This window comes from Methylobacterium sp. Leaf361 (assembly GCF_001424445.1).
Classification (GTDB): domain Bacteria; phylum Pseudomonadota; class Alphaproteobacteria; order Rhizobiales; family Beijerinckiaceae; genus Methylobacterium.
In genome coordinates this window covers 14,153-30,608 of the sequence record NZ_LMPY01000035.1, presented here as the reverse complement: position 1 = coordinate 30,608, position 16,456 = coordinate 14,153, and the positions used below count along the sequence as shown (strand labels likewise).

Sequence of the window (16,456 nt, the reverse complement as noted above, 5' to 3'; positions counted from 1 at the left end):
AACTCGAGCGTGAACTCTCGTCTCGTCTTCGCCATCCGACACCTTCCCCGCTCAGCATGAGCGTATCAGAGGTGTCCGCGATGCCGAGGGAGGATCACCCCCAGGCGCTAGCTTGACGGCCGCTCGGCCCCGCCCCGATCTGATCACGAGGCGGGGGAGCGTCCGATCTCACCAGCGGGCGGACCGATACGCAACGTGGCCCGGCAGCATGATGTTGGAGGCGGGTTAGCGAGCTGTCAGTGGGGCCGGCTTGGCGTTGTGCCGGAACAGGCCGCGCAGCAGCCGGAAGGGCAAGCGCAGCAGCCTGTAGGCGGCGTGCGCATCCGCGGCACTGCCATCCGCGTTCGGAGTGGCGCACGAACCGCCGTGGCAGACACTACGTCGCCGGCCGCTTCTTCCGCGACTGAGGCGGTTCATGCCTTCGCACGATCGCCGCGGGGCGCCAACGAAGCTCCTCGCCATCACCCTGCTGGCAGCCTTGCTCGTGCCATCGAGCGAGGCTCTGGCGCGCGGATCGTGCAAGCTGTTCGCGCCTGAGGAGCTTCGACACGGCACCTACACGAACCGAGACGGCTGCGAGGTGCCACGCCCCGAGCAATCCAAGGGTTCGACCTGCGCCAAGCCTGTCGACGCCACGGCTCGCTGTCGCGATGGCGACTGGAGCTACAGCCAGCATCGCCAGGGGACATGCTCGCACCATCGCGGGGTCGCGTGTTGGGTCTCTGCGAGCCGCGACTGCTGCTAGATCCCGCTAGGACCGACCCATAACGACAACGGCGCAGCAACCTGTGAGGTCACTGCGCCGCTGGATCGGGCCGCCGAGGGGGCGATGCGGCCTTGAGGAAGGGCTACGCTCGACGCCGCCTCCGCGAGGTGCGCCCGAACACATCCAAAAGGATGTGGCTCGGTAGCGACAGCGATCAGCCATCACTTGTGGACAGCGCGAAGCGCCCCCGATCCGTCAAGGTTCAGGAGCGAGCGTGCTGACCTCTCTCCTGATCGGGCCTCGCCATGCTCGCCAGCCCTCACGCCTTCGTCCTGCACCATCGCGAGCCCCTCGCCGTGCTCCTCTCCTCGGCCCTGTTCTTGGTGGGCGCGCTCCCGCTCTTCTGGGCTGTCGGGTGACGACCCTAGCGCACCCAGAATTCACCTGGGCCCCCCCGTTAGTTGAAGCCAGCCGATGACCGCTCAGGCAGTGTCATCCGATGACGGCTTCCGGCGCTTCGAGCCGGGCGGACGGGGCGTCGTGTTCGTCCAGAGCATCGTGCTATCCGACCGGCGGGGGAGCGACCGAACCTTGCCCTTCAGGTCACCCTTCCGCTTGGGGCGGGGACCTTGGCAGCCGTCACTTTTTGCGAGCTACCCGTGGGCGACGTTGCGTGTGTCCAGCCCGGCCGCAGACGCTTAGCCAGGGAGGGGCAGCCGTCGGAGCGACTCGTACACGGCGTGACACACGGCTAGATCGTCCTCGGGCTCGCCACCCGACGAGCCGACGCCGCCCACGATGTCCTCGCCGGCCAGCAGCGGCAATCCACCCGTCAGAGGTAGGCGATCTGGAAAGGCGAGAAGCGCCGCGTTCGCCTGTACCGCTCCCTGAAGATCCTGGGTCGACGTGCGCGTGATCGCGGCCGTCCGAGCCTTCAACCAAGCCGCCTCGGGCGTGTGGAAACGCGCGCCGTCGAGGCGTTCCAGAGCGAGCAGCACGCCTGCCTCATCGACCACCGCGAACGCCACCGGAAGGCCGCGCCGTTCGGCCTCTGCGCGTCCCGCAGCCATGAGGATGCGCACGTCGGACGCATTGAGGCAGTTACGTTGATGCATGGGACACCGTCGGATTACGGTCGTGTGAAGCCCTGAACTACCCACCCCGGAACGCTGGCTCCTCCTACGGATCGTAGGTGTGGCAGTGCTACCAGGTCATGCGCTCAAGATGACGAGCGGCAGGGCGGGTGTCCAGGCAAGGCGGATCTCATTACCTAACCTGGCAGCTTCGGAACCTTGATCTGCCTGGAAATCGGTTGCCCTAGGTCGCCGATGTCATCCGTCACGGGGATGATCACATCCGGTTCGTCGATCAACGCATCAATCGCTGCGCTTACCGCGGCCTTCCACTCTTCCGGCGTCTGCGGCCGGGATACAGCTGGATCGGCATCCAGCAGGGCCCACAATTCACGCAAAGTATCGGTGTCGCTCATCCTTGCGAGTTAGCACGGTTACACGGCTGCGCGGGGCAGGCTTTCGTTTGATCGTAGGGCCCGCCACGCTGGTAGACATACACTCAAGTTGGCGAGCGGCGGGGCGGGTGTCGAGACGGACCTTCCGCATGATCGGCACGTTGACTGATATGAACGCTCATCAAGCACCTGCGCCGGACGTCGCCCGCCTCGCTTTGACCGAGTCAGCCCTCGCTGCCGCCGACAGCCTCTGGCGAGCCGAGATGCAACGGAACTATGGGCCGGACGGGGTGCTGATTTACGCCTTTTCCCCGGAAGGCCAGGGCGGCCTCGGAACGACCCTTCGGCAGACCTATGAGGCTCGGCGTGTCGCGGTCGCGCTTTGGCGCCACGAGCGGCATCGGGCACCACGGTTGGCCTGATCCGTTGATCGGCTGTGCCTAGCTATCAACGTTGCGGCACGGCATCTCACCGGCTGCGATCAACGCACCGGTGATCGCCACCATCCGCCGTCCCTGATGACGGATCGCGTCCAAGTCCGACAGTCGTGGTGGACGGTTCTCTTTGCCGACGATGACCCTGACCCAGCAAATTGGTCCGCGCCGAGCGCAAGTTTTTCGGGCATCCTGAACCCTGAAGGAGGGTGGATGCCATGCCTCGCAAACGCTTTACGAACGAACAGATCGCCTTTGCCCTGCGGCAGGCGGAGAACGGTGCCTCGGTGGATGAGGTCTGCCGGAAGATGGGCGTGTCTGAGCCGACGTTTTACCGCTGGAAGAAGCAATTTGTCGGCATGGGCGTGCCGGAGATCCGGCGGCTGAAGCAGCTGGAGGACGAGAACAGCAAGCTCAAACGACTGGTGGCCGACCTGACGCTGGACCGCTCCATGCTGCAGGATGTGCTCAAGCGAAAGTGGTGAGGCCCGCCGCACGCCGCGAGGTCGCCGGTCACCTGCAGGTGACCTACGGTATCAGCGAGCGTCGGGCCTGTCAGGCCACCGGTTTCGGCCGCTCGTCTCAGCGTTACCGCAAGCGCGCCGACCCTCAGGTGGCACTGCGCATGCGGCTGAAGGAACTCGCTGCCGCACGGGTGCGCTACGGCTACCGGCGGCTGCACATCCTGTTGCGACGGGAGGGCTGGGAGGTGAACCACAAGCGCACCTACCGGATCTACCGGGACGAAGGGCTGTCGATCCGGCCCAAGCTGCCCAAGCGCAAACGGGCCTGGCGCTACCGACAAGGGCGGCCCGCGATCGGCGGTCCCAACGAGGTCTGGGCCATGGACTTCATGTCCGATCGCCTGTTCGACGGGCGTCCATTCCGGATCCTGACGGTCGTCGATTGCCATACGCGAGAGGCGCTCTCGCTCACACCGAGAGCCAAGTTCCGCGCCTTCCAGGTGAGCGAGGCCCTGGACGCACTGGTGAAGCTCCGCGGTCGTCCAAAGAGCCTACGGGTTGACAATGGGCCGGAATTCGCCGGGCGCATGCTCGACCAATGGGCTTATCTGAACGGAGTTGAGATCGACTTCTCCCGACCGGGTAAGCCGACCGACAACGCCTACATCGAGTCGTTCAACGGCCGCCTACGGGCAGAGTGCTTGAACGCTTCGTGGTTCCTATCGCTAGCCGATGCCCGTGAACGCATCGAGGACTGGAGGTGCCACTACAACGAAGATCGACCCCATACGGCCCTGGGCGGCTTGACGCCCCGAGCCTTCGCCAACCAAGCTGTCACAGCCCGAGAAATTGCATAGGTCGTGGACCACAAACCGGGTCAACTCCANACGGCCCTGGGCGGCTTGACGCCCCGAGCCTTCGCCAACCAAGCTGTCACAGCCCGAGAAATTGCATAGGTCGTGGACCACAAACCGGGTCAACTCCAGAGATCAGCTGGGTGATAATGTTCATTGGGGTATCCTGAGGGGGCAGCGCTGGACGCGCCCTGTCGTAGAAGACAACGCATCCCGATGGGCTTCGAACCCCGAGGTGCTGTCATTCCCTGTCGAGATGCGCGCCCGCCTCCGTTCTCTGCGCTAGACAGCTTGGCTTCTCATCGGGACGAGCGGCGCTGAGTTTTGTCACTGGCTCGCCAAGGTCGAGACGGACCCGGCCGGGCTTGAGCCCTCATGCCGCGCACTCAACGCGCGGGCCGCTAACGGTCGGCGCCAAGTCCTGGCGAGCTACGCCGCCCTGACCCGTCCCGCAGCCTGAGAGGAGCCACCATGTCGAACGTCATCACCCTGACGACACGCACGAAGGCCGACGCCTCGACGGCCCACTATCAGGAGGTTGCCGTGTATGGGCACGCCGGCCCGCTCACCGTCACCTTGGCCCGCCGTGAGGATGCCGCCGGCTGGCTGCATGTCCTGCTGCTCGGATCCGCTGTCGGCCTGGAGATCGTCGCCAGCCTGCCGGACGACGAGAAGGGCCGCGCTGTCGCCGACTTCGTGGGGCCAGCCGGCCTGCGCACTGCGGAGCTGACCGAGACCGAGATCGCTGCTCAGCCGGAGGCTTGCTGATGTCTGAGACCGCCCGTCGCCCGCACCCTGGCCCCACGTCGGCCGACCGCCGCGCCCTCGATCACATCGGCTGCGGCGGACAGCACACGGCTTGCCGACCTCATACCTCCGAAGTGAGTAGGCCCTCACGCAGGCGAACCTCAACAAGCGCGCTACTTTGGGATCATTGGTACCGGTGGAGCTGCCCGTGTCCTCGCCACTCGAAAATATTTTGCTCGAAGAGCTCCGCGACCTGACGGTGCGTTTCGAAGTTCTGCAGTCGGCTCTCGGTATGACTATATCGTTGATGGCCGACGAACAGCGAGTGGCAATCATCAAAATGTTGGCTGAAAACCTCAAGTTAGTAGGTAGCGAAGATCCTCGCGGTGTGGCCGGGGCGACCGTGAAGGATCTGATTGATCTCGCGTTATTGCCTCCAGATGTAGTTCAAGGACGACAGACCGACGGTCAATAATCGATATGGCGGAGTTCGCGAGCGAGGCGGGTGCGTGGGTATGATTGCCTCATGCGTATTCGCGATAGGGAATGCTTGGAGCTGTGCCGGCTGGCAGTTACTCACACGAAGTGCAGCGGCAGGATCATGAACTGCGCGTGCACGACCAGGCTGAACGCCATGGCAGCCGTCACGACAGCGTCGACGAGGCGGTTCGTCAGGATGATCGGCTTGGTCATCATGGCCTCGTCAGCTCGGCTGTTCTGAGGCGCCTTATGGCCAAGCTGGATGTCTCGAGGATTGCTCCGATTTATGCGTGAGGCTGAGAGGCTGGACGTGCGTCTTCCGAGCGCTCAAACCTCGGTCTCGCGCTTCACGACAGCATCCTCGTCGGTGCCCTTCTGCGCCAAGCCGACATCCGGGCCCTCTGCTGGGTCCGATGGTGCTTTGGGACTGATCGGAGGAGTGGACCGTAGCTCGGTACCCGCTCGAGCCCAGCGCGCAGCGTCGTACTCGGTCTCGGTGAGATCCTGCGTGTTCGAGGTCAGTGGCTTGTCGGGCATCGGACGCTCTCCGTGTTTGGAGGCAACGCGAGAGGTCATAGAGCAGGTCCGGGGGCCGCACCGACGACGAGACGACGGCGTTCGAGGCGAGAGGGACGCTGCGCATTGAGCTACCCCAACCTTGCACACGAAAACGGCGGAGCTCGCACCCCGCCGTTAGCCGATTAGATCATCATCAACGGCGGCTCAGGCAGCCCCCGAGTGGCGGGTCTAAAGTCTCAGGAACTGGCTGGCCGAGCCGACAACCGTCAACGCAAGGCCACAGGCGAACACCCCTATCATCGCGTAAGAGAAGCCCTTCAGGATCATGGTGGGCAGTCCTTCCGATCGGTGGCAGGGTTTGGTGGCGAGGCCGTCGAGATCCGTCCGATTAAGAGCGGAAGCCGAACGGTAGCCCGCCGGTCGAGCGCTCATTGTGCGCTGCACCTATTAACTGAGCAAGTGCAGCAATGATCCCCCGCGAGATCGCTGCCAAGGTCGCCGTGGTCAGCCCGGCCAGCCCCAACTCGGCCGGGCAGTGTGCTCCCTCATCGCGACGGTACTGCCATGAGCTGGGTGGCCGCCCACGCAAAGCGGCAGGGCTTGCCGCGCTCGGACTGATCCATGATGCAGGCGCTATCGGCGTTCCAGCGGACCGCCACGTTGTCACGTGACAGCGTGGTCGCGTTACACACGGATTGGCGTTCGGCTGCCTTGTTGGGGTTCCCATCGCAGCCCGGATCCCGCGCCGGACGCCCATAAGGAACGGCTTCAGATTGCCCGGCGTATCTGGTCCGGGAGCATACCAAGGATCGTTTCTACGGTGCCCTGGACGGCCTGAAAGCCGACCTTAAACCCCTCGGCGAAGTCATCGCGCGGGACCCTATCGCTAACGGTAGTCGCCCGTGCACTTCACCACGTGATCACGTGATCACGTGGCTACTCGCCTCGGTTCAGAGCGTCGAAGTCCCGCCCGTGCTGGCGCAGCACCATCCGGAGCCCCTCGATGTAGAGGTCGTGTGGCTTGCAGTCGGTGGCCGCCGCGATCTCTCGAAGCGCCTTGAACACCTTCGGGTGCGCATAGATCGAGGCGTGGGGCTTCTCGTACCGAACACGGCGCTTGTACCCTTCCGGACCGGCAAGCTCGCTGACGTTCGCCCCATCAAGGACGTTTCCACGCTGCAACGTTTCCACGCTGTCACGTTGTGACGTGGTCACGCTTTCACGTTGCCCCGTGGTAGCGGGGTCGCGTGGTGTGTCGGTGGCGGGTGCGGGCGCCTGCGCAGCGAGCCGGGCGAGCTGGTCGTTAATCGAAGGGCGGGGTTTCTTGCTCATGCCTTCGCGCCTCCGAGCTGCGCCTTAATCCATTGCCAGAGCAGGCGAACCTCGACGGCGGCCTTACCCTTGGGAGCCAGTTCCGTGACGCCCTGCCCTGTCGTCATGGAGTCGAGGAAGTCCGAGCGCGTCGCCACCATTGAGGGTGCTAGCGCCCCGGTGCTCACGAGAGCTGTCGCCGCATCGAGCGTTCGGGCCTGGGTCGTCGGATTGCACTGATTGAGCACGAAGGCGAACGGTCGTCCCAGGAGCCGCAGTTGCTCGACCGTCGGCCGCGCCGCTTCGACGTCCAGGATCGATGGCTTCACCGGCAGGAGGCATAGGCTGGCCTCCCGTAGAACCAGGGCGACGTCAGGTCCGAACCGGCCAGGCGTGTCGACGATCACGAGGGAGACCGCGCCGGCCTCCCGGATCTTGCCGAGCGTGCCGGCGAAGGCCGAAGGCTCGACCCGCTGTATGTCCAGGCCGTTGGCCTCGCGCCGCTGCCCCCATCCTGCGAGCGACGCCTGCTGATCCGTGTCGAGGGCTGCGACGGTCTCACCATCCTGCATAGCCGCGACTGCGAGTGAGGCGGCGAGGGTGCTTTTTCCGGAGCCGCCCTTCTGTGTGGTCAGAGCCAGGACGCGCATCACAGGCCTGCCATCCCGGCCGGGTTCTGCTTGAACAGCTGCCCGGACCGGATGTAGCCGCTCGTCGTGTCGAAGCGCTTGTGCCGGAGCTGTCGCTGGATCGCGTGACCGGGCGCGTCGTTCGCCGCGGCTGAGGTGGCGAGCCCCGAGCGCAACGAGTGCCCGGCATAGGCTGCCGCGAGCTGCCGCGCCTCCTCCGGCGAGTACCCGTCCGCGAGTGCCGCGGCCTCGACGGTGCGCTGTACGATCCGCGCGACAGCGCGATCGGTCACCGCCTCAGTGCCGATATGCCCATGCCTGTCGATCGGTCGAAAGGCCGGCCCCTCGGTCAGGTGGGCTGCATTAAGCCACGCGCGATAGCTGCGCACCGGGCACGTCTCCATGTTCGAGCCATAGGGCACGCCTATCTCGGCGCCCTCCCCCGATTGATCGGTCTTGCTACGAGCGAGATGGACAACCAGACCGTCGGGCCGCTCCTCAACCCAAGCCGCACCATCTCTGCGAGTGACCTCCAGGCCGGCTAACTCGGATCGGCGCAGCGCGGCCGCGAAGCCGACGAGGATCAGCGCTCGATCCCGTCGGCCGGGTAGGGTGTCCGGCAGGGTCGCCACGGCGCGCCGGAGATCCACCGTCATCAGAGGGCGCTTCTTCACCGCCGGCTGGCCGTGTGCCCGCTTGATGCCTCGCCATGTGTCCCGGAACGCCGAGGAGGAGGTTTCCAGATCGAACCCCGCAGCGGCGTGCTGCTCGCGGATCGCGGCAAGACGACGTTGTAACGTGACAACTTTCAACGTGGTCGCGTGGTCGATCAGGTACGCTAGCACTGCAGCAGGGCTCGCCGGTAGGGACGGCTCGCCCCGTGCAGCGCACCAGTTTGCGAAGGCTCGCACGTCCGAGGCATAGGCCCGGCGCGTGTTCGCCGCCCGCGATTGATCCGCGTACTGGCGCGCCTGATCGGCGAACGCCTGCAGTCCGGTCGGTGCTGGGAGGCTGACTTCTGTGCTCAAGGCTGAGGATCCTCAGCTAGCGGCTCGCCCTCGTCGATCGCCGAGACGATCTGCTTCCGAACGAGCTTCAGCGCAGCTTGCACCGGGTCGGCCCAATCGGGGCGCTTGGCCTTCTCGAGGGCGTCGGCTGGCACGACGACAAAGAACCGGGTCCGGCCCCTAGAGCGAGCATGCCAGAAGCCGCGCACCTCGATGCCATCCGACACAGGCCGCGCCTTGACGATGAAATCCTGCCCGGCGTGCGAGAAGGCGAGGCGAGGCGGCGTCGATGGCATGCGTGCGTCTGGTGTCCGATAATCTCTTCTTATCGGACCTTAGCTCGTAACGCAGGAACTGGCAACGGGATCGCGCTAACACGTTGTAACGTGGTCATGTGGAAGCGTGGCGCTGCTTTTGGATCGGGCTATCGCCGGCCAATGACATGCGGACGCGGTCGGGATGTGCGAGAGCCGGGCGAGCCGAGATGATATTGCCGCCCGGCTAGGGCCGTAGCCTCTGGCGCAGGGGCTCAATCGTTCGTGGGCGGCTTGCTGTTCTTGAAGCCCTTCGTCCTCGGCTCGGCCTTGCGCGGATCTGGCTTGTCGGCAAACACGCGCTTCATCCGCTCGTTGAAGTCCTCGGACGTGACGTGCTGCGCTTTGCCGGTCTTGAGTTCGCGAGCCATATCGGCCTCCGCTAGGTGGCCCATGCACGGGATTGCGCGGAGGGATGAGGCGTCTATGCACCTTTGCCGGTCAGGGCGCCAATTCGATCGGACGTTGCAGCCAGGCTAAGCCGTCGGTGGACGGGGCAGGGGCTCCGCGGTAGGCCTCCGGCATGGCCAAAGAGATCCCCAGCGTCGGCGACCTGCGCCGGAAGTCCGAGGTGACGGACGACGAGATCGAAGCGGCGACCGCCGCCTACCTGAAGAACGAGAACGCCAAGCCGTTCGCCTTCAAGTCCGGTCACACCATCGACGTGGCCAAGGCGATCGAGATGCACCCACAGGCCAAGAAGCTGCTGGCCGATGAGGCGGCCACACCCGACCGGCGTCGCACGATGGTGACGACCGCCGTCATCATGGGTTTCCCCGTTCAGGGGTAGAGGTCACTTCGGCACCCGCCGCCAGGGCGGCCCGCGAAGGTTCGAACTAGGATCTCGGGCTTCCGCCTCTCAGGGGTCGTGTTGGCGCTACTGATCCGTAGCTGAGAAGCTGGCCCTTGCGCTCATCACGAGCTTGCCCGCCTCATCATAGGCTTGGGCTGTGAACTCGTTGACCTCGGTGCGGTAGCCCTCATCGCGCAAGATCTCGGTTAGGAGCCGGCGGAGCGTGTCGCGCAAGGCATCGCGACCGGAAAGTTGCACGCCTTCATCGTCGCGAACCGTGACGTGATCGGACGTCACGATGAAGTACCGAGGCATATGATGCTCCGCCGGCCACGGCGGGAGCGTGCCCACCATCACTCGCTTCCGGCTGGATTACTCCGTCGACGACGGGTAACAGTGGCATGTCCGATTGCCGATTGCACCCGTCCTGAGATCTGCTCTCGCTAGCGACGGGGATGCAGATCATTTGATGGCCAAAAATCCGTTCAGACGGATAGGGCGGCCCTCGAAGATTAAGTGGCAAAAGGCGAAGCTGGCTGAGTTACCCTTCCGTATCGTTCAATCTCAGGCCGGTGAACGTCAGTGTCGCCGTATAGACCGGGACGCCCGCCTCATCGCGGATGATCACGGTGTAGGTTTGTCTGTCGCCGTCGGTTGGGATCGCCCACCGCGCTATGTCGGGGAGCGCGATCATCGCCTCCCGGCGCGCGGCTTCGAAATCAGCGCACTTAGTCCCGTCCTCATCGCGCTGGAAATGGCCATCATGGATGTCAAAGAAGTAGCGCGGCATGCCTGTCTCCGCTGTCGGGCGGGAGCGCTTGTCTCTCGGCCGATAGCGCCCAGATCATCCTGCCAGCGGTATTCTAACCTCGCACAGCAATCCTGAGCTTGCATTCATCTATATCAACCTCAGGGCATAATATCGAATGACCTGATGACTCACTCTAGCCTGACAAGCGCTACATACATTCGATGGCGAGCAGGGCGAACGCATCATTTGATGGAGACAATCAGGGCGGATATTGATCGTAAGCCGACGATGTTCTTGACCGCCACAATCATAGATCGGATCGCTCCCGTTCGCCCCAGCCGCACCCGCAGGAAGCCCCATCCGGCCCTCGTGGTGGCTTGGCTCGTCCTGGCCGTCGGGCTTTGGTTCGTCATTCACGCGGTGTCCGGCCGCATCGTCTGGTTCTGGTAGGCCGAGACGAAAAGCCCGCACCGGCGGACCGGGCGGGCTGAAGGTAGATCCTTGAGAGGACGCGTGACCGTATGCGTGCCCGCTCGAGCTGTTTAGCCCCCGCCACCGTTCCCGGCGCCACCGCCACCGCTGCCCGTCGTGCCAACGCGCGAGGGCTGTTCTGCATTGCCCGCCGCGGCCGAGTCCACTGCGATACCATCGGCAGCCCGCCCAGTCGGCGAGTAGCTAGCCGCGCCTTCTTCACCGGTTGAGCCCGGCTGTCGCGTGATGACGCCGGGTGCGCTGGGCGGGACAACGACGGTTGTGCTGGTGGGCGTTTCGATTACCTGCGCGACGGCAGGGGTGACGATCATCGCGGCTATGGCCACGACGAGGGTGAGCGAGGTCATGGGAACTTTCATTTGTGTAGGAAAGGGGGAACCACCAATCCTGCACGATGTCTCCCGAGACCAGTGTCGCACGGGAGGGCAGCGGGTGAGCCCAACGCTTCACCGGCTCGGCCTCGCCACTCGATCCGATCACGGGCTGGCAGGGTTTGGCTGTCGCAGCACCGATTGGCCTCGACGTTGTGGGAGATTTCTTGCCGCTCGACGAGATCGTGCATCCAATCGTGCGTCGCGGAAGTTAATCTGGAGGACCCGGCAATTCTTGGTCCGCGAGGACCCTGCAATGCCAACTCAGCTTGAGATTTCACTTGTAGACGTTCAGAAATTTTCTGCGCTTGCCCGGGCTATAATTGACAGGAGGCTCGCTCAAATTCCTGAAAGCTCTAGACCGGAATTTTGGTCCATCGTCGCGAAGGTCTATGGCCGAGGGCTTCCAAGGCACGCGGTGACTGCCGACCTCCTCCAAACGCCACCGGAGGTAGCAGATGCTATCAAGGAGCCCGCCAATTCGCGGCCACCCAACCGATCAGATCGCGTTATGGTCGTGGCCGGCAGGTGAGGTCATGTGATGCGCGTCCCATCCTACACCGTCCGCACGCTCGTTTTCTCGCCTGACGGTGAGATGCGGCTCGAGCGCCCGGCAGAGACCTACGCAACGTCCTCTGAGGCTCGCATGGTCTGCAACGAGGTGATCGCCGCGCATCGGGCCGGGGCGATCAGGTCGCTTGTGCAGGTTCACGATGCTTTCGGTGGCCGGGTTGACGCCTGCAACGACAGCTAACAGACCGCAGCTTCGTGCCGCGCGCCATGCGCAGTAGGCTCCAAATCCTCACACGATGGGACGTAGGCACACCAGCCGCACACGCCTTTCTCGGCAGCCTTTGGGGCATTCCACTGTGAACAGGTCGGGCAGATCTCCACCACGATGCGGGAGCCGTGGACGAACGCGAGTCCGCGACCACGGAAGGTGGCTTGGCCTTGGGGAAGGTCATTCGACATCCGTGCTTCTGCGTACTACCGCAGGTTGATGTCAACGGCTGGGGGTTCGGCATTGCTGGGATGGAGAGACCCGTCGCCCGATCCCATCACGGGCTGACGGGGCTTCGGGCAAAGTCCGGCGCGCACTTATCGTGTCTCATCCCCTGACGGGTGACCCTGTCTGCCCCCACATGCCGTAGATGATCACCTTCACACCGAACCCCCACAAGCTGCGCGTGACGCCCTCCGCGAAGGAGCCCGGCCGGTTCGACTGGTCGATCACGCGCGACGGTGTTCTCGTGCGCCAGTCGGTTCGATCCTTCGGCTCGGAAGGCGCGTCAGAGGCAGACGGCGATGCGGCCTTCCGGGAGGTCACTGCTCGGTGGCAGAGCGCTCGCTGAACTCAGCCGCCGAGCGCACGTGCCGATCGGGCACTCCTTCGGACGGACTGGCCTTCTCCATCGTTCTACATCCTGTCGGTTCGACCAGGAGCGGCAGCATGGTGCTTGGGCAGCTGAGGGCTGGGGCACTCAGGGGCAAGCGGCGGTAGCGGTCCCTCGTCCAGCCGCACTTGGTCGTGCCTCCGCTGCCAGTCCACGCAGTGGGTTATGCCGCTGATCTCGATCGCGCCCATCGAGAACGCGAGAGCGCCAGTGCCAACGACGGCGCCCACAACACCGAGCACGAGCCCTTCGAGAACCGCCTCCCTTCGCGCGGAGGCGCGCTCCCACTGCGCGGGCACGAACGCCTGTTCGGCGATGAGGATCAGGCAGGACCAATGCATGACAGTGACCTAAACGCCCGTCGTGGAGCCCAGCATACCCTATCGCTAGCTCGTGATTGCCCTGCCCATATCCGGCAACACGCCCGCCACAACCGGACGGCATGGTCCGCAGTATGACTTTGCCAGCAGCTCAAGCCCTCGGCGTCATGGCCTGCGCCGTGATCGCATCCGCCATCTATCTGGCGACCCTCGTGCACGGCGTCAGGTCCGAGGGTAGCGGCCCGCGCTAGGAGAGCGCGACTGCGACGGCGAGGCCGCACCGAGGCCAGGGGGGTAGGCCATAGAGCTGCTCTGCCGTCGCTCGGCCCCCCGACCGATCGCTGTCGGCAGCATGACCCCGCATGGTTAACGGCCCGTCAACAGGTGTAGCTTTGTTCGCGTCTGCCCGTGACACATTGCCGGGTGATGCTCGCGTTCTCGGCTACCCACCTCGCTATGTTCTACACCCGTTCCATATCTCCAGAGGGCGATGCGGAGCGGCAGAATGGCGAGGCGAGGGGTCTTCTTGCGGGCCGAGGAGGTCGCCTTCCTGAAGGAGGTTCGGCGCTGGTGGCAGCAGTGCGTGCTGGTCCTCACGAGGGCTAAGCCGTAGGAGCCGCTCTACAACGCAACCTCGAAGGTGATCGAGGCGATCGATGATGTCGCTACCAGCGGGACGCTCCCACGCCCCGTCCGGCGCTGCCGCCGGCGCGGTCATGATGAAATTGCCCATGTGACGAGGGTCGCGATTATCGCGGCTAGGAAGCCGGCGCTGACCGCATCCTCCACACCGATAGTCTCCAGCGCCCGGATGGATCCGAGGAAGACGAGCATGACGCCGAGGGTCATGAGCCGGCCGTGCGTGACCTTCATCCAGGCGGCAAATCGGAGATGCCATCCTCGGGGATGCCGAGCCATTTCAGCGCCTCTGCACGTATTCTGAAGGCGTGCTGCTGCGCCGTGAAGGGCGCCGGTCGCTCGGCTGGTGATGTCTCATCGAGGAGCTCGACGAGCCATCCCCACACCGCGTCGCTCCGGCCGACCTCACGCACGAGGGACGCGACGACGGCGCCGTCGAGCAGGACGTCATAGCTGCCGGCGGCGAGCTGTCGGACGGTATAGGTCACGACTCATCCTCCTGCGGGAGCGTCGCATCAGGCGTGCCGGCAGCCTGCTCGGACCAGAGTACCGCCCCATCCACAGCGGCGAGCGTCGCAGAGACCACGGACTCGCTCGGCAGGCCGGACCGATAGAGCTTTGCGAGTTCTACGGCTTCTTCCGCCGTTCGCGAGGTAATGGTCACCGTCTGACGGGTGGTGTCGGCATCCGAGCCAGCTAAGCGGAGGGTGAAGGTCAGGCGGTAGGCCTGCGTCGCCATCGCTAGCCCTTCCGCTCCCGGAACCGGATCCCGGCCCCGCCGCCGTTCTCGGGGATGAACTCCAGGCCGGCGGTCATGTTCGAAGGTCCGCTGCTGCTACGACGATGCCAGCCGCGAAGGCTGCAAAGGCGCAATCCTCGAACGCGTACTCCAGGCCGACCGCTTCAAGCAGGCGCTCCGCCGTGACGAGCACGACCGCTACACCGATCGCCGTGAGACGGCTCCAGATCGGGTTCATCCAGCCTTCTCAGGGTCGGTCTCCTTGATCCGAAGCCATGCCAGCGCCGCTGGACGCGACTCGAAGGTGCGCCATTGGGATGTGAACGGCGCGGGTCTCTGGGCTGCCGGCATTTCGTCGAGCAGCTCGATTTGCCACATGTCGCTCGGCCCACTGCGGGAGATGCCCCGAACCAGAGCCGCAATCACGATGCCATCGAGCAGCACATCGTAGCTGCCGGGAGCCAGTTCCTCGACGGTGTAGGTCACTGTTGATCCTTCGTGCGGAAACCCGCGAAGAAGCGCGTGAGGCCCTGCAGATCACCGTCTGCTGAAACCTCGACGACCGGCGAGGGGTTCGGTCTGCCGGTCTTGCCCGCCAGCTCGTGCAGCACCTGCGTCAGCAGAGGCGGCCAATCCACGCCATGATCCTGCAGAAGGCGAGCGGCCTTCGCTAAGGCGGCAGCCTGATCCGTCGGTACGGGGAAGCCCATGGACGGCGATGCAGATCACGAGGACGACGGGGATGCTGAGCCTTCCCTGGCGGCTCCCGAGAACCACGATGGTAGCCAGGTCGTCTGCATGCGCGGCGGTGATCAGGATCGGGAGCAGGAGGAGCCCGAGACCGTGCTGCCAGCGGTGGCGGCCGAGCCGATGGCCGAGGCCGAGATCCTGCCGTGGCGCGGACGTGGGAATGTCATCGCGGCGGCCGGCTCGCTGCTCATCGACCTGCTGGAACGGGCATAATGCGGGGCCCGCTGTAGATGGGAAACGGAAGCTCGCAGGAGAGCCGGTTCATTAGGCAGCTTCGCGAACCAGCTCTGAGGCGCGGTCGATCGCTACGATGACCTCTGTCGGTGCCAGATGCTGGATCATGTGGCCCATGCCGGGCACGACGAGGAGGTCACTGTGGGGTAGCTCGCTGTGCAGCCGCTTCGACTGGCGGTCGACGTCGGCGATCTGATCGTCCCCGCCTACGACGATGACCACCGGGAGCTTCAGGTCACGGTAGTGCTTTTGAAGCTCGACAGTCACCGGTGTCATGAGCGCGGCGTCCTCCGCTGAGGCCCGCAGCTGTACCGGCCGCAGCATCATGGCTTTCGGAAATTCGCGGTCGAAGCGCTCTGTGATGGCGGCCGGTGCGAACATGGCTTTGATCAGAGCAGGCTGCAGGATCCGACCGACCACGGGCGACACGGTGTGGCGCATCAGGTCACCGATCCCGGGGATAGCCACCGGGGACGAAAGCATCACGTCGGCGCGCAGCGTTGGGTAGTAGTACCCGGAGGCCAGAACGAGGCTGCGGACGAGCTGCGGGGCCTGAAGCGCGAGAGCGACCGCGACCAGCGCACCCCAGGAGTGTCCAAGCACGACGGCCTGCGTGACGCCGAGCTGCTGAAGTGCCTTCTGGAACAGCGTAGCGTGGGCGCGCGGCGTCCAGAGACCGCGCGGGCGATCACTGTAGCCGTAGCCGGGCCGATCGATGATGATGACCCGGTAGCGCTTGGCGAGATCGTCGACGATGCCGCTGACCAGAAAATCCTGGATCATCATGCCGTTGCCGTGGATCAACACCAGCGGATCACCGCGGCCCCGCTCGACGTAGTGCAGTCGCACTCCGTCGACGGTCAGGAACTGGCCGATCGGCGGGGTCTGGCGCTCGGCCGCTCGCGTCTTTGAGGCAGTGTAGAGCGCCGACGTAGCGAGCGCCGCAACGGATCCGAGTAGCGTCGGTACGAGCCAATGGCCGGTGGACGAATGGCGTGTCATGCGATGATCCTGTTGGATTGTGGGACATGCTCCACGAT

At 64.7% G+C, this 16,456-nt stretch carries 26 protein-coding genes; 8 read left to right on the top strand and 18 right to left on the bottom strand.

Annotated elements, in window-relative coordinates; translation table 11 throughout:
* Positions 1–415: 415 nt before the first annotated feature.
* Complete coding sequence (locus ASG32_RS32835) at positions 416–745, top strand: DUF3761 domain-containing protein (protein WP_082558009.1); 330 nt, start codon at positions 416–418, stop codon at positions 743–745.
* A gap of 659 nt (positions 746–1,404) precedes the next feature.
* On the opposite strand, the gene ASG32_RS22665 is transcribed toward ASG32_RS32835, so the two are convergent.
* Positions 1,405–1,821, bottom strand: a complete 417-nt coding sequence (locus tag ASG32_RS22665; RefSeq protein ID WP_082558008.1) for a heme-binding protein — start codon at positions 1,819–1,821, stop codon at positions 1,405–1,407.
* Positions 1,822–1,976: 155 nt separating this feature from the next.
* The gene (locus ASG32_RS34105) at positions 1,977–2,195 is read right to left on the bottom strand and encodes a hypothetical protein (protein ID WP_139257184.1); all 219 of its coding nucleotides are present in this window, start codon (positions 2,193–2,195) and stop codon (positions 1,977–1,979) included.
* Positions 2,196–2,323: 128 nt separating this feature from the next.
* Here ASG32_RS34105 and ASG32_RS22660 point away from each other — a divergent pair, with 128 nt between their 5' ends.
* The 4 genes from ASG32_RS22660 to ASG32_RS34100 all read left to right on the top strand — a co-directional run bounded on the left by ASG32_RS22660 (position 2,324) and on the right by ASG32_RS34100 (position 5,148).
* Positions 2,324–2,596 carry a hypothetical protein gene (locus ASG32_RS22660; RefSeq protein ID WP_244492137.1) on the top strand — a complete coding sequence of 91 codons (273 nt, stop codon included), beginning with the start codon at positions 2,324–2,326 and terminating at the stop codon, positions 2,594–2,596.
* Positions 2,597–2,826: 230 nt separating this feature from the next.
* A protein-coding gene (locus ASG32_RS33495) for an IS3-like element ISMra1 family transposase (RefSeq protein WP_107351991.1) occupies positions 2,827–3,929 on the top strand; the annotation gives its coding sequence in 2 pieces (ribosomal slippage) (positions 2,827–3,088 and positions 3,088–3,929; 1,104 coding nt in all).
* Positions 3,930–4,397: 468 nt separating this feature from the next.
* Entirely contained in the window at positions 4,398–4,694 is a 297-nt protein-coding gene (locus ASG32_RS22645; protein ID WP_056531048.1) for a hypothetical protein, read from the top strand.
* 187 nt (positions 4,695–4,881) lie between these two features.
* Positions 4,882–5,148 carry a hypothetical protein gene (locus tag ASG32_RS34100; protein ID WP_157862047.1) on the top strand — a complete coding sequence of 89 codons (267 nt, stop codon included), beginning with the start codon at positions 4,882–4,884 and terminating at the stop codon, positions 5,146–5,148.
* A 332-nt stretch (positions 5,149–5,480) separates the two neighbouring features.
* Here ASG32_RS34100 and ASG32_RS34095 read toward each other — a convergent pair whose 3' ends face one another.
* From ASG32_RS34095 to ASG32_RS34585, 6 genes are all read right to left on the bottom strand, one after another.
* On the bottom strand, positions 5,481–5,690 hold the full coding sequence (locus tag ASG32_RS34095; protein ID WP_157862046.1) for a hypothetical protein: 210 nt from the start codon (positions 5,688–5,690) through the stop codon (positions 5,481–5,483).
* Between the two features lie 918 nt (positions 5,691–6,608).
* Entirely contained in the window at positions 6,609–7,004 is a 396-nt protein-coding gene (locus ASG32_RS34090) for a hypothetical protein (RefSeq protein ID WP_157862045.1), read from the bottom strand.
* Positions 7,001–7,633 carry a ParA family protein gene (locus ASG32_RS22635; protein WP_056531042.1) on the bottom strand — a complete coding sequence of 211 codons (633 nt, stop codon included), beginning with the start codon at positions 7,631–7,633 and terminating at the stop codon, positions 7,001–7,003. The genes ASG32_RS34090 and ASG32_RS22635 overlap by 4 nt, the downstream gene beginning before the upstream one ends.
* Positions 7,633–8,640: a tyrosine-type recombinase/integrase gene (locus tag ASG32_RS22630; RefSeq protein ID WP_056531038.1), complete on the bottom strand. Its 1,008-nt coding sequence runs from the start codon at positions 8,638–8,640 to the stop codon at positions 7,633–7,635. The genes ASG32_RS22635 and ASG32_RS22630 overlap by 1 nt, the downstream gene beginning before the upstream one ends.
* A complete protein-coding gene (locus ASG32_RS22625; RefSeq protein WP_056531035.1) occupies positions 8,637–8,915 on the bottom strand; it encodes a hypothetical protein in 279 nt (92 codons plus the stop codon). The genes ASG32_RS22630 and ASG32_RS22625 overlap by 4 nt, the downstream gene beginning before the upstream one ends.
* 233 nt (positions 8,916–9,148) lie before the next feature.
* Positions 9,149–9,304, bottom strand: a complete 156-nt coding sequence (locus ASG32_RS34585) for a hypothetical protein (protein ID WP_165923235.1) — start codon at positions 9,302–9,304, stop codon at positions 9,149–9,151.
* Between the two features lie 152 nt (positions 9,305–9,456).
* Between ASG32_RS34585 and ASG32_RS22620 the strand changes: the two genes are divergently transcribed.
* Positions 9,457–9,723 carry a hypothetical protein gene (locus tag ASG32_RS22620; protein ID WP_056531032.1) on the top strand — a complete coding sequence of 89 codons (267 nt, stop codon included), beginning with the start codon at positions 9,457–9,459 and terminating at the stop codon, positions 9,721–9,723.
* An 87-nt stretch (positions 9,724–9,810) separates the two neighbouring features.
* Here the strand turns inward: ASG32_RS22620 and ASG32_RS22615 are convergent, their stop codons facing one another.
* From ASG32_RS22615 to ASG32_RS32830, 3 genes are all read right to left on the bottom strand, one after another.
* The gene (locus ASG32_RS22615; RefSeq protein WP_056531060.1) at positions 9,811–10,041 is read right to left on the bottom strand and encodes a hypothetical protein; all 231 of its coding nucleotides are present in this window, start codon (positions 10,039–10,041) and stop codon (positions 9,811–9,813) included.
* Between the two features lie 226 nt (positions 10,042–10,267).
* Complete coding sequence (locus ASG32_RS22610; protein ID WP_056531030.1) at positions 10,268–10,516, bottom strand: hypothetical protein; 249 nt, start codon at positions 10,514–10,516, stop codon at positions 10,268–10,270.
* 503 nt (positions 10,517–11,019) lie between these two features.
* Positions 11,020–11,316 (bottom strand): hypothetical protein, encoded by a 297-nt coding sequence (locus ASG32_RS32830; protein ID WP_082558007.1) that lies wholly within the window; start codon positions 11,314–11,316, stop codon positions 11,020–11,022.
* Positions 11,317–12,491: 1,175 nt separating this feature from the next.
* On the opposite strand from ASG32_RS32830, the gene ASG32_RS34085 reads away from it, so the two are divergent.
* On the top strand, positions 12,492–12,692 hold the full coding sequence (locus tag ASG32_RS34085; protein ID WP_157862043.1) for a hypothetical protein: 201 nt from the start codon (positions 12,492–12,494) through the stop codon (positions 12,690–12,692).
* A 1,076-nt stretch (positions 12,693–13,768) separates the two neighbouring features.
* Here ASG32_RS34085 and ASG32_RS34080 read toward each other — a convergent pair.
* The 6 genes from ASG32_RS34080 to ASG32_RS34070 all read right to left on the bottom strand — a co-directional run bounded on the left by ASG32_RS34080 (position 13,769) and on the right by ASG32_RS34070 (position 15,142).
* Positions 13,769–13,927: a hypothetical protein gene (locus ASG32_RS34080; protein ID WP_157862042.1), complete on the bottom strand. Its 159-nt coding sequence runs from the start codon at positions 13,925–13,927 to the stop codon at positions 13,769–13,771.
* The gene (locus ASG32_RS22590; RefSeq protein WP_056531020.1) at positions 13,924–14,181 is read right to left on the bottom strand and encodes a hypothetical protein; all 258 of its coding nucleotides are present in this window, start codon (positions 14,179–14,181) and stop codon (positions 13,924–13,926) included. The genes ASG32_RS34080 and ASG32_RS22590 overlap by 4 nt, the downstream gene beginning before the upstream one ends.
* Positions 14,178–14,432, bottom strand: a complete 255-nt coding sequence (locus ASG32_RS22585) for a hypothetical protein (RefSeq protein ID WP_056531017.1) — start codon at positions 14,430–14,432, stop codon at positions 14,178–14,180. The genes ASG32_RS22590 and ASG32_RS22585 overlap by 4 nt, the downstream gene beginning before the upstream one ends.
* A 73-nt stretch (positions 14,433–14,505) precedes the next feature.
* The gene (locus ASG32_RS34075; protein WP_157862041.1) at positions 14,506–14,670 is read right to left on the bottom strand and encodes a hypothetical protein; all 165 of its coding nucleotides are present in this window, start codon (positions 14,668–14,670) and stop codon (positions 14,506–14,508) included.
* Positions 14,667–14,918, bottom strand: a complete 252-nt coding sequence (locus tag ASG32_RS22580; RefSeq protein ID WP_056531014.1) for a hypothetical protein — start codon at positions 14,916–14,918, stop codon at positions 14,667–14,669. Before ASG32_RS22580 ends, ASG32_RS34075 begins: the two co-directional genes overlap by 4 nt.
* Complete coding sequence (locus tag ASG32_RS34070) at positions 14,915–15,142, bottom strand: hypothetical protein (RefSeq protein WP_139257154.1); 228 nt, start codon at positions 15,140–15,142, stop codon at positions 14,915–14,917. Before ASG32_RS34070 ends, ASG32_RS22580 begins: the two co-directional genes overlap by 4 nt.
* Between ASG32_RS34070 and ASG32_RS22575 the strand changes: the two genes are divergently transcribed.
* Complete coding sequence (locus tag ASG32_RS22575) at positions 15,141–15,395, top strand: hypothetical protein (RefSeq protein WP_244492135.1); 255 nt, start codon at positions 15,141–15,143, stop codon at positions 15,393–15,395. The two genes, ASG32_RS34070 and ASG32_RS22575, sit on opposite strands and share 2 nt — an antisense overlap.
* Positions 15,396–15,446: 51 nt before the next feature.
* Here the strand turns inward: ASG32_RS22575 and ASG32_RS22570 are convergent, their stop codons facing one another.
* A complete protein-coding gene (locus ASG32_RS22570; protein ID WP_056531011.1) occupies positions 15,447–16,418 on the bottom strand; it encodes an alpha/beta hydrolase in 972 nt (323 codons plus the stop codon).
* Between the last annotated feature and the right edge of the window lie 38 nt (positions 16,419–16,456).

Excerpts from the sequence above, each read along its gene's own strand:
- ASG32_RS32830 (WP_082558007.1), bottom strand. The coding sequence starts at position 11,316 with ATGACCTCGCTCACCCTCGTCGTGGCCATAGCCGCGATGATCGTCACC.
- ASG32_RS22665 (WP_082558008.1), bottom strand. The coding sequence starts at position 1,821 with ATGCATCAACGTAACTGCCTCAATGCGTCCGACGTGCGCATCCTCATG.
- ASG32_RS22610 (WP_056531030.1), bottom strand. The coding sequence starts at position 10,516 with ATGCCGCGCTACTTCTTTGACATCCATGATGGCCATTTCCAGCGCGAT.
- ASG32_RS34585 (WP_165923235.1), bottom strand. The coding sequence starts at position 9,304 with ATGGCTCGCGAACTCAAGACCGGCAAAGCGCAGCACGTCACGTCCGAG.
- ASG32_RS22585 (WP_056531017.1), bottom strand. The coding sequence starts at position 14,432 with ATGGCGACGCAGGCCTACCGCCTGACCTTCACCCTCCGCTTAGCTGGC.
- ASG32_RS22660 (WP_244492137.1), top strand. The coding sequence starts at position 2,324 with ATGATCGGCACGTTGACTGATATGAACGCTCATCAAGCACCTGCGCCG.
- ASG32_RS34105 (WP_139257184.1), bottom strand. The coding sequence starts at position 2,195 with ATGAGCGACACCGATACTTTGCGTGAATTGTGGGCCCTGCTGGATGCC.
- ASG32_RS22635 (WP_056531042.1), bottom strand. The coding sequence starts at position 7,633 with ATGCGCGTCCTGGCTCTGACCACACAGAAGGGCGGCTCCGGAAAAAGC.
- ASG32_RS34075 (WP_157862041.1), bottom strand. The coding sequence starts at position 14,670 with ATGAACCCGATCTGGAGCCGTCTCACGGCGATCGGTGTAGCGGTCGTG.
- ASG32_RS34090 (WP_157862045.1), bottom strand. The coding sequence starts at position 7,004 with ATGAGCAAGAAACCCCGCCCTTCGATTAACGACCAGCTCGCCCGGCTC.
- ASG32_RS22645 (WP_056531048.1), top strand. The coding sequence starts at position 4,398 with ATGTCGAACGTCATCACCCTGACGACACGCACGAAGGCCGACGCCTCG.
- ASG32_RS34085 (WP_157862043.1), top strand. The coding sequence starts at position 12,492 with ATGATCACCTTCACACCGAACCCCCACAAGCTGCGCGTGACGCCCTCC.
- ASG32_RS34095 (WP_157862046.1), bottom strand. The coding sequence starts at position 5,690 with ATGCCCGACAAGCCACTGACCTCGAACACGCAGGATCTCACCGAGACC.
- ASG32_RS22615 (WP_056531060.1), bottom strand. The coding sequence starts at position 10,041 with ATGCCTCGGTACTTCATCGTGACGTCCGATCACGTCACGGTTCGCGAC.
- ASG32_RS32835 (WP_082558009.1), top strand. The coding sequence starts at position 416 with ATGCCTTCGCACGATCGCCGCGGGGCGCCAACGAAGCTCCTCGCCATC.
- ASG32_RS22620 (WP_056531032.1), top strand. The coding sequence starts at position 9,457 with ATGGCCAAAGAGATCCCCAGCGTCGGCGACCTGCGCCGGAAGTCCGAG.
- ASG32_RS34080 (WP_157862042.1), bottom strand. The coding sequence starts at position 13,927 with ATGAAGGTCACGCACGGCCGGCTCATGACCCTCGGCGTCATGCTCGTC.
- ASG32_RS22575 (WP_244492135.1), top strand. The coding sequence starts at position 15,141 with ATGGACGGCGATGCAGATCACGAGGACGACGGGGATGCTGAGCCTTCC.
- ASG32_RS22625 (WP_056531035.1), bottom strand. The coding sequence starts at position 8,915 with ATGCCATCGACGCCGCCTCGCCTCGCCTTCTCGCACGCCGGGCAGGAT.
- ASG32_RS22570 (WP_056531011.1), bottom strand. The coding sequence starts at position 16,418 with ATGACACGCCATTCGTCCACCGGCCATTGGCTCGTACCGACGCTACTC.
- ASG32_RS34070 (WP_139257154.1), bottom strand. The coding sequence starts at position 15,142 with ATGGGCTTCCCCGTACCGACGGATCAGGCTGCCGCCTTAGCGAAGGCC.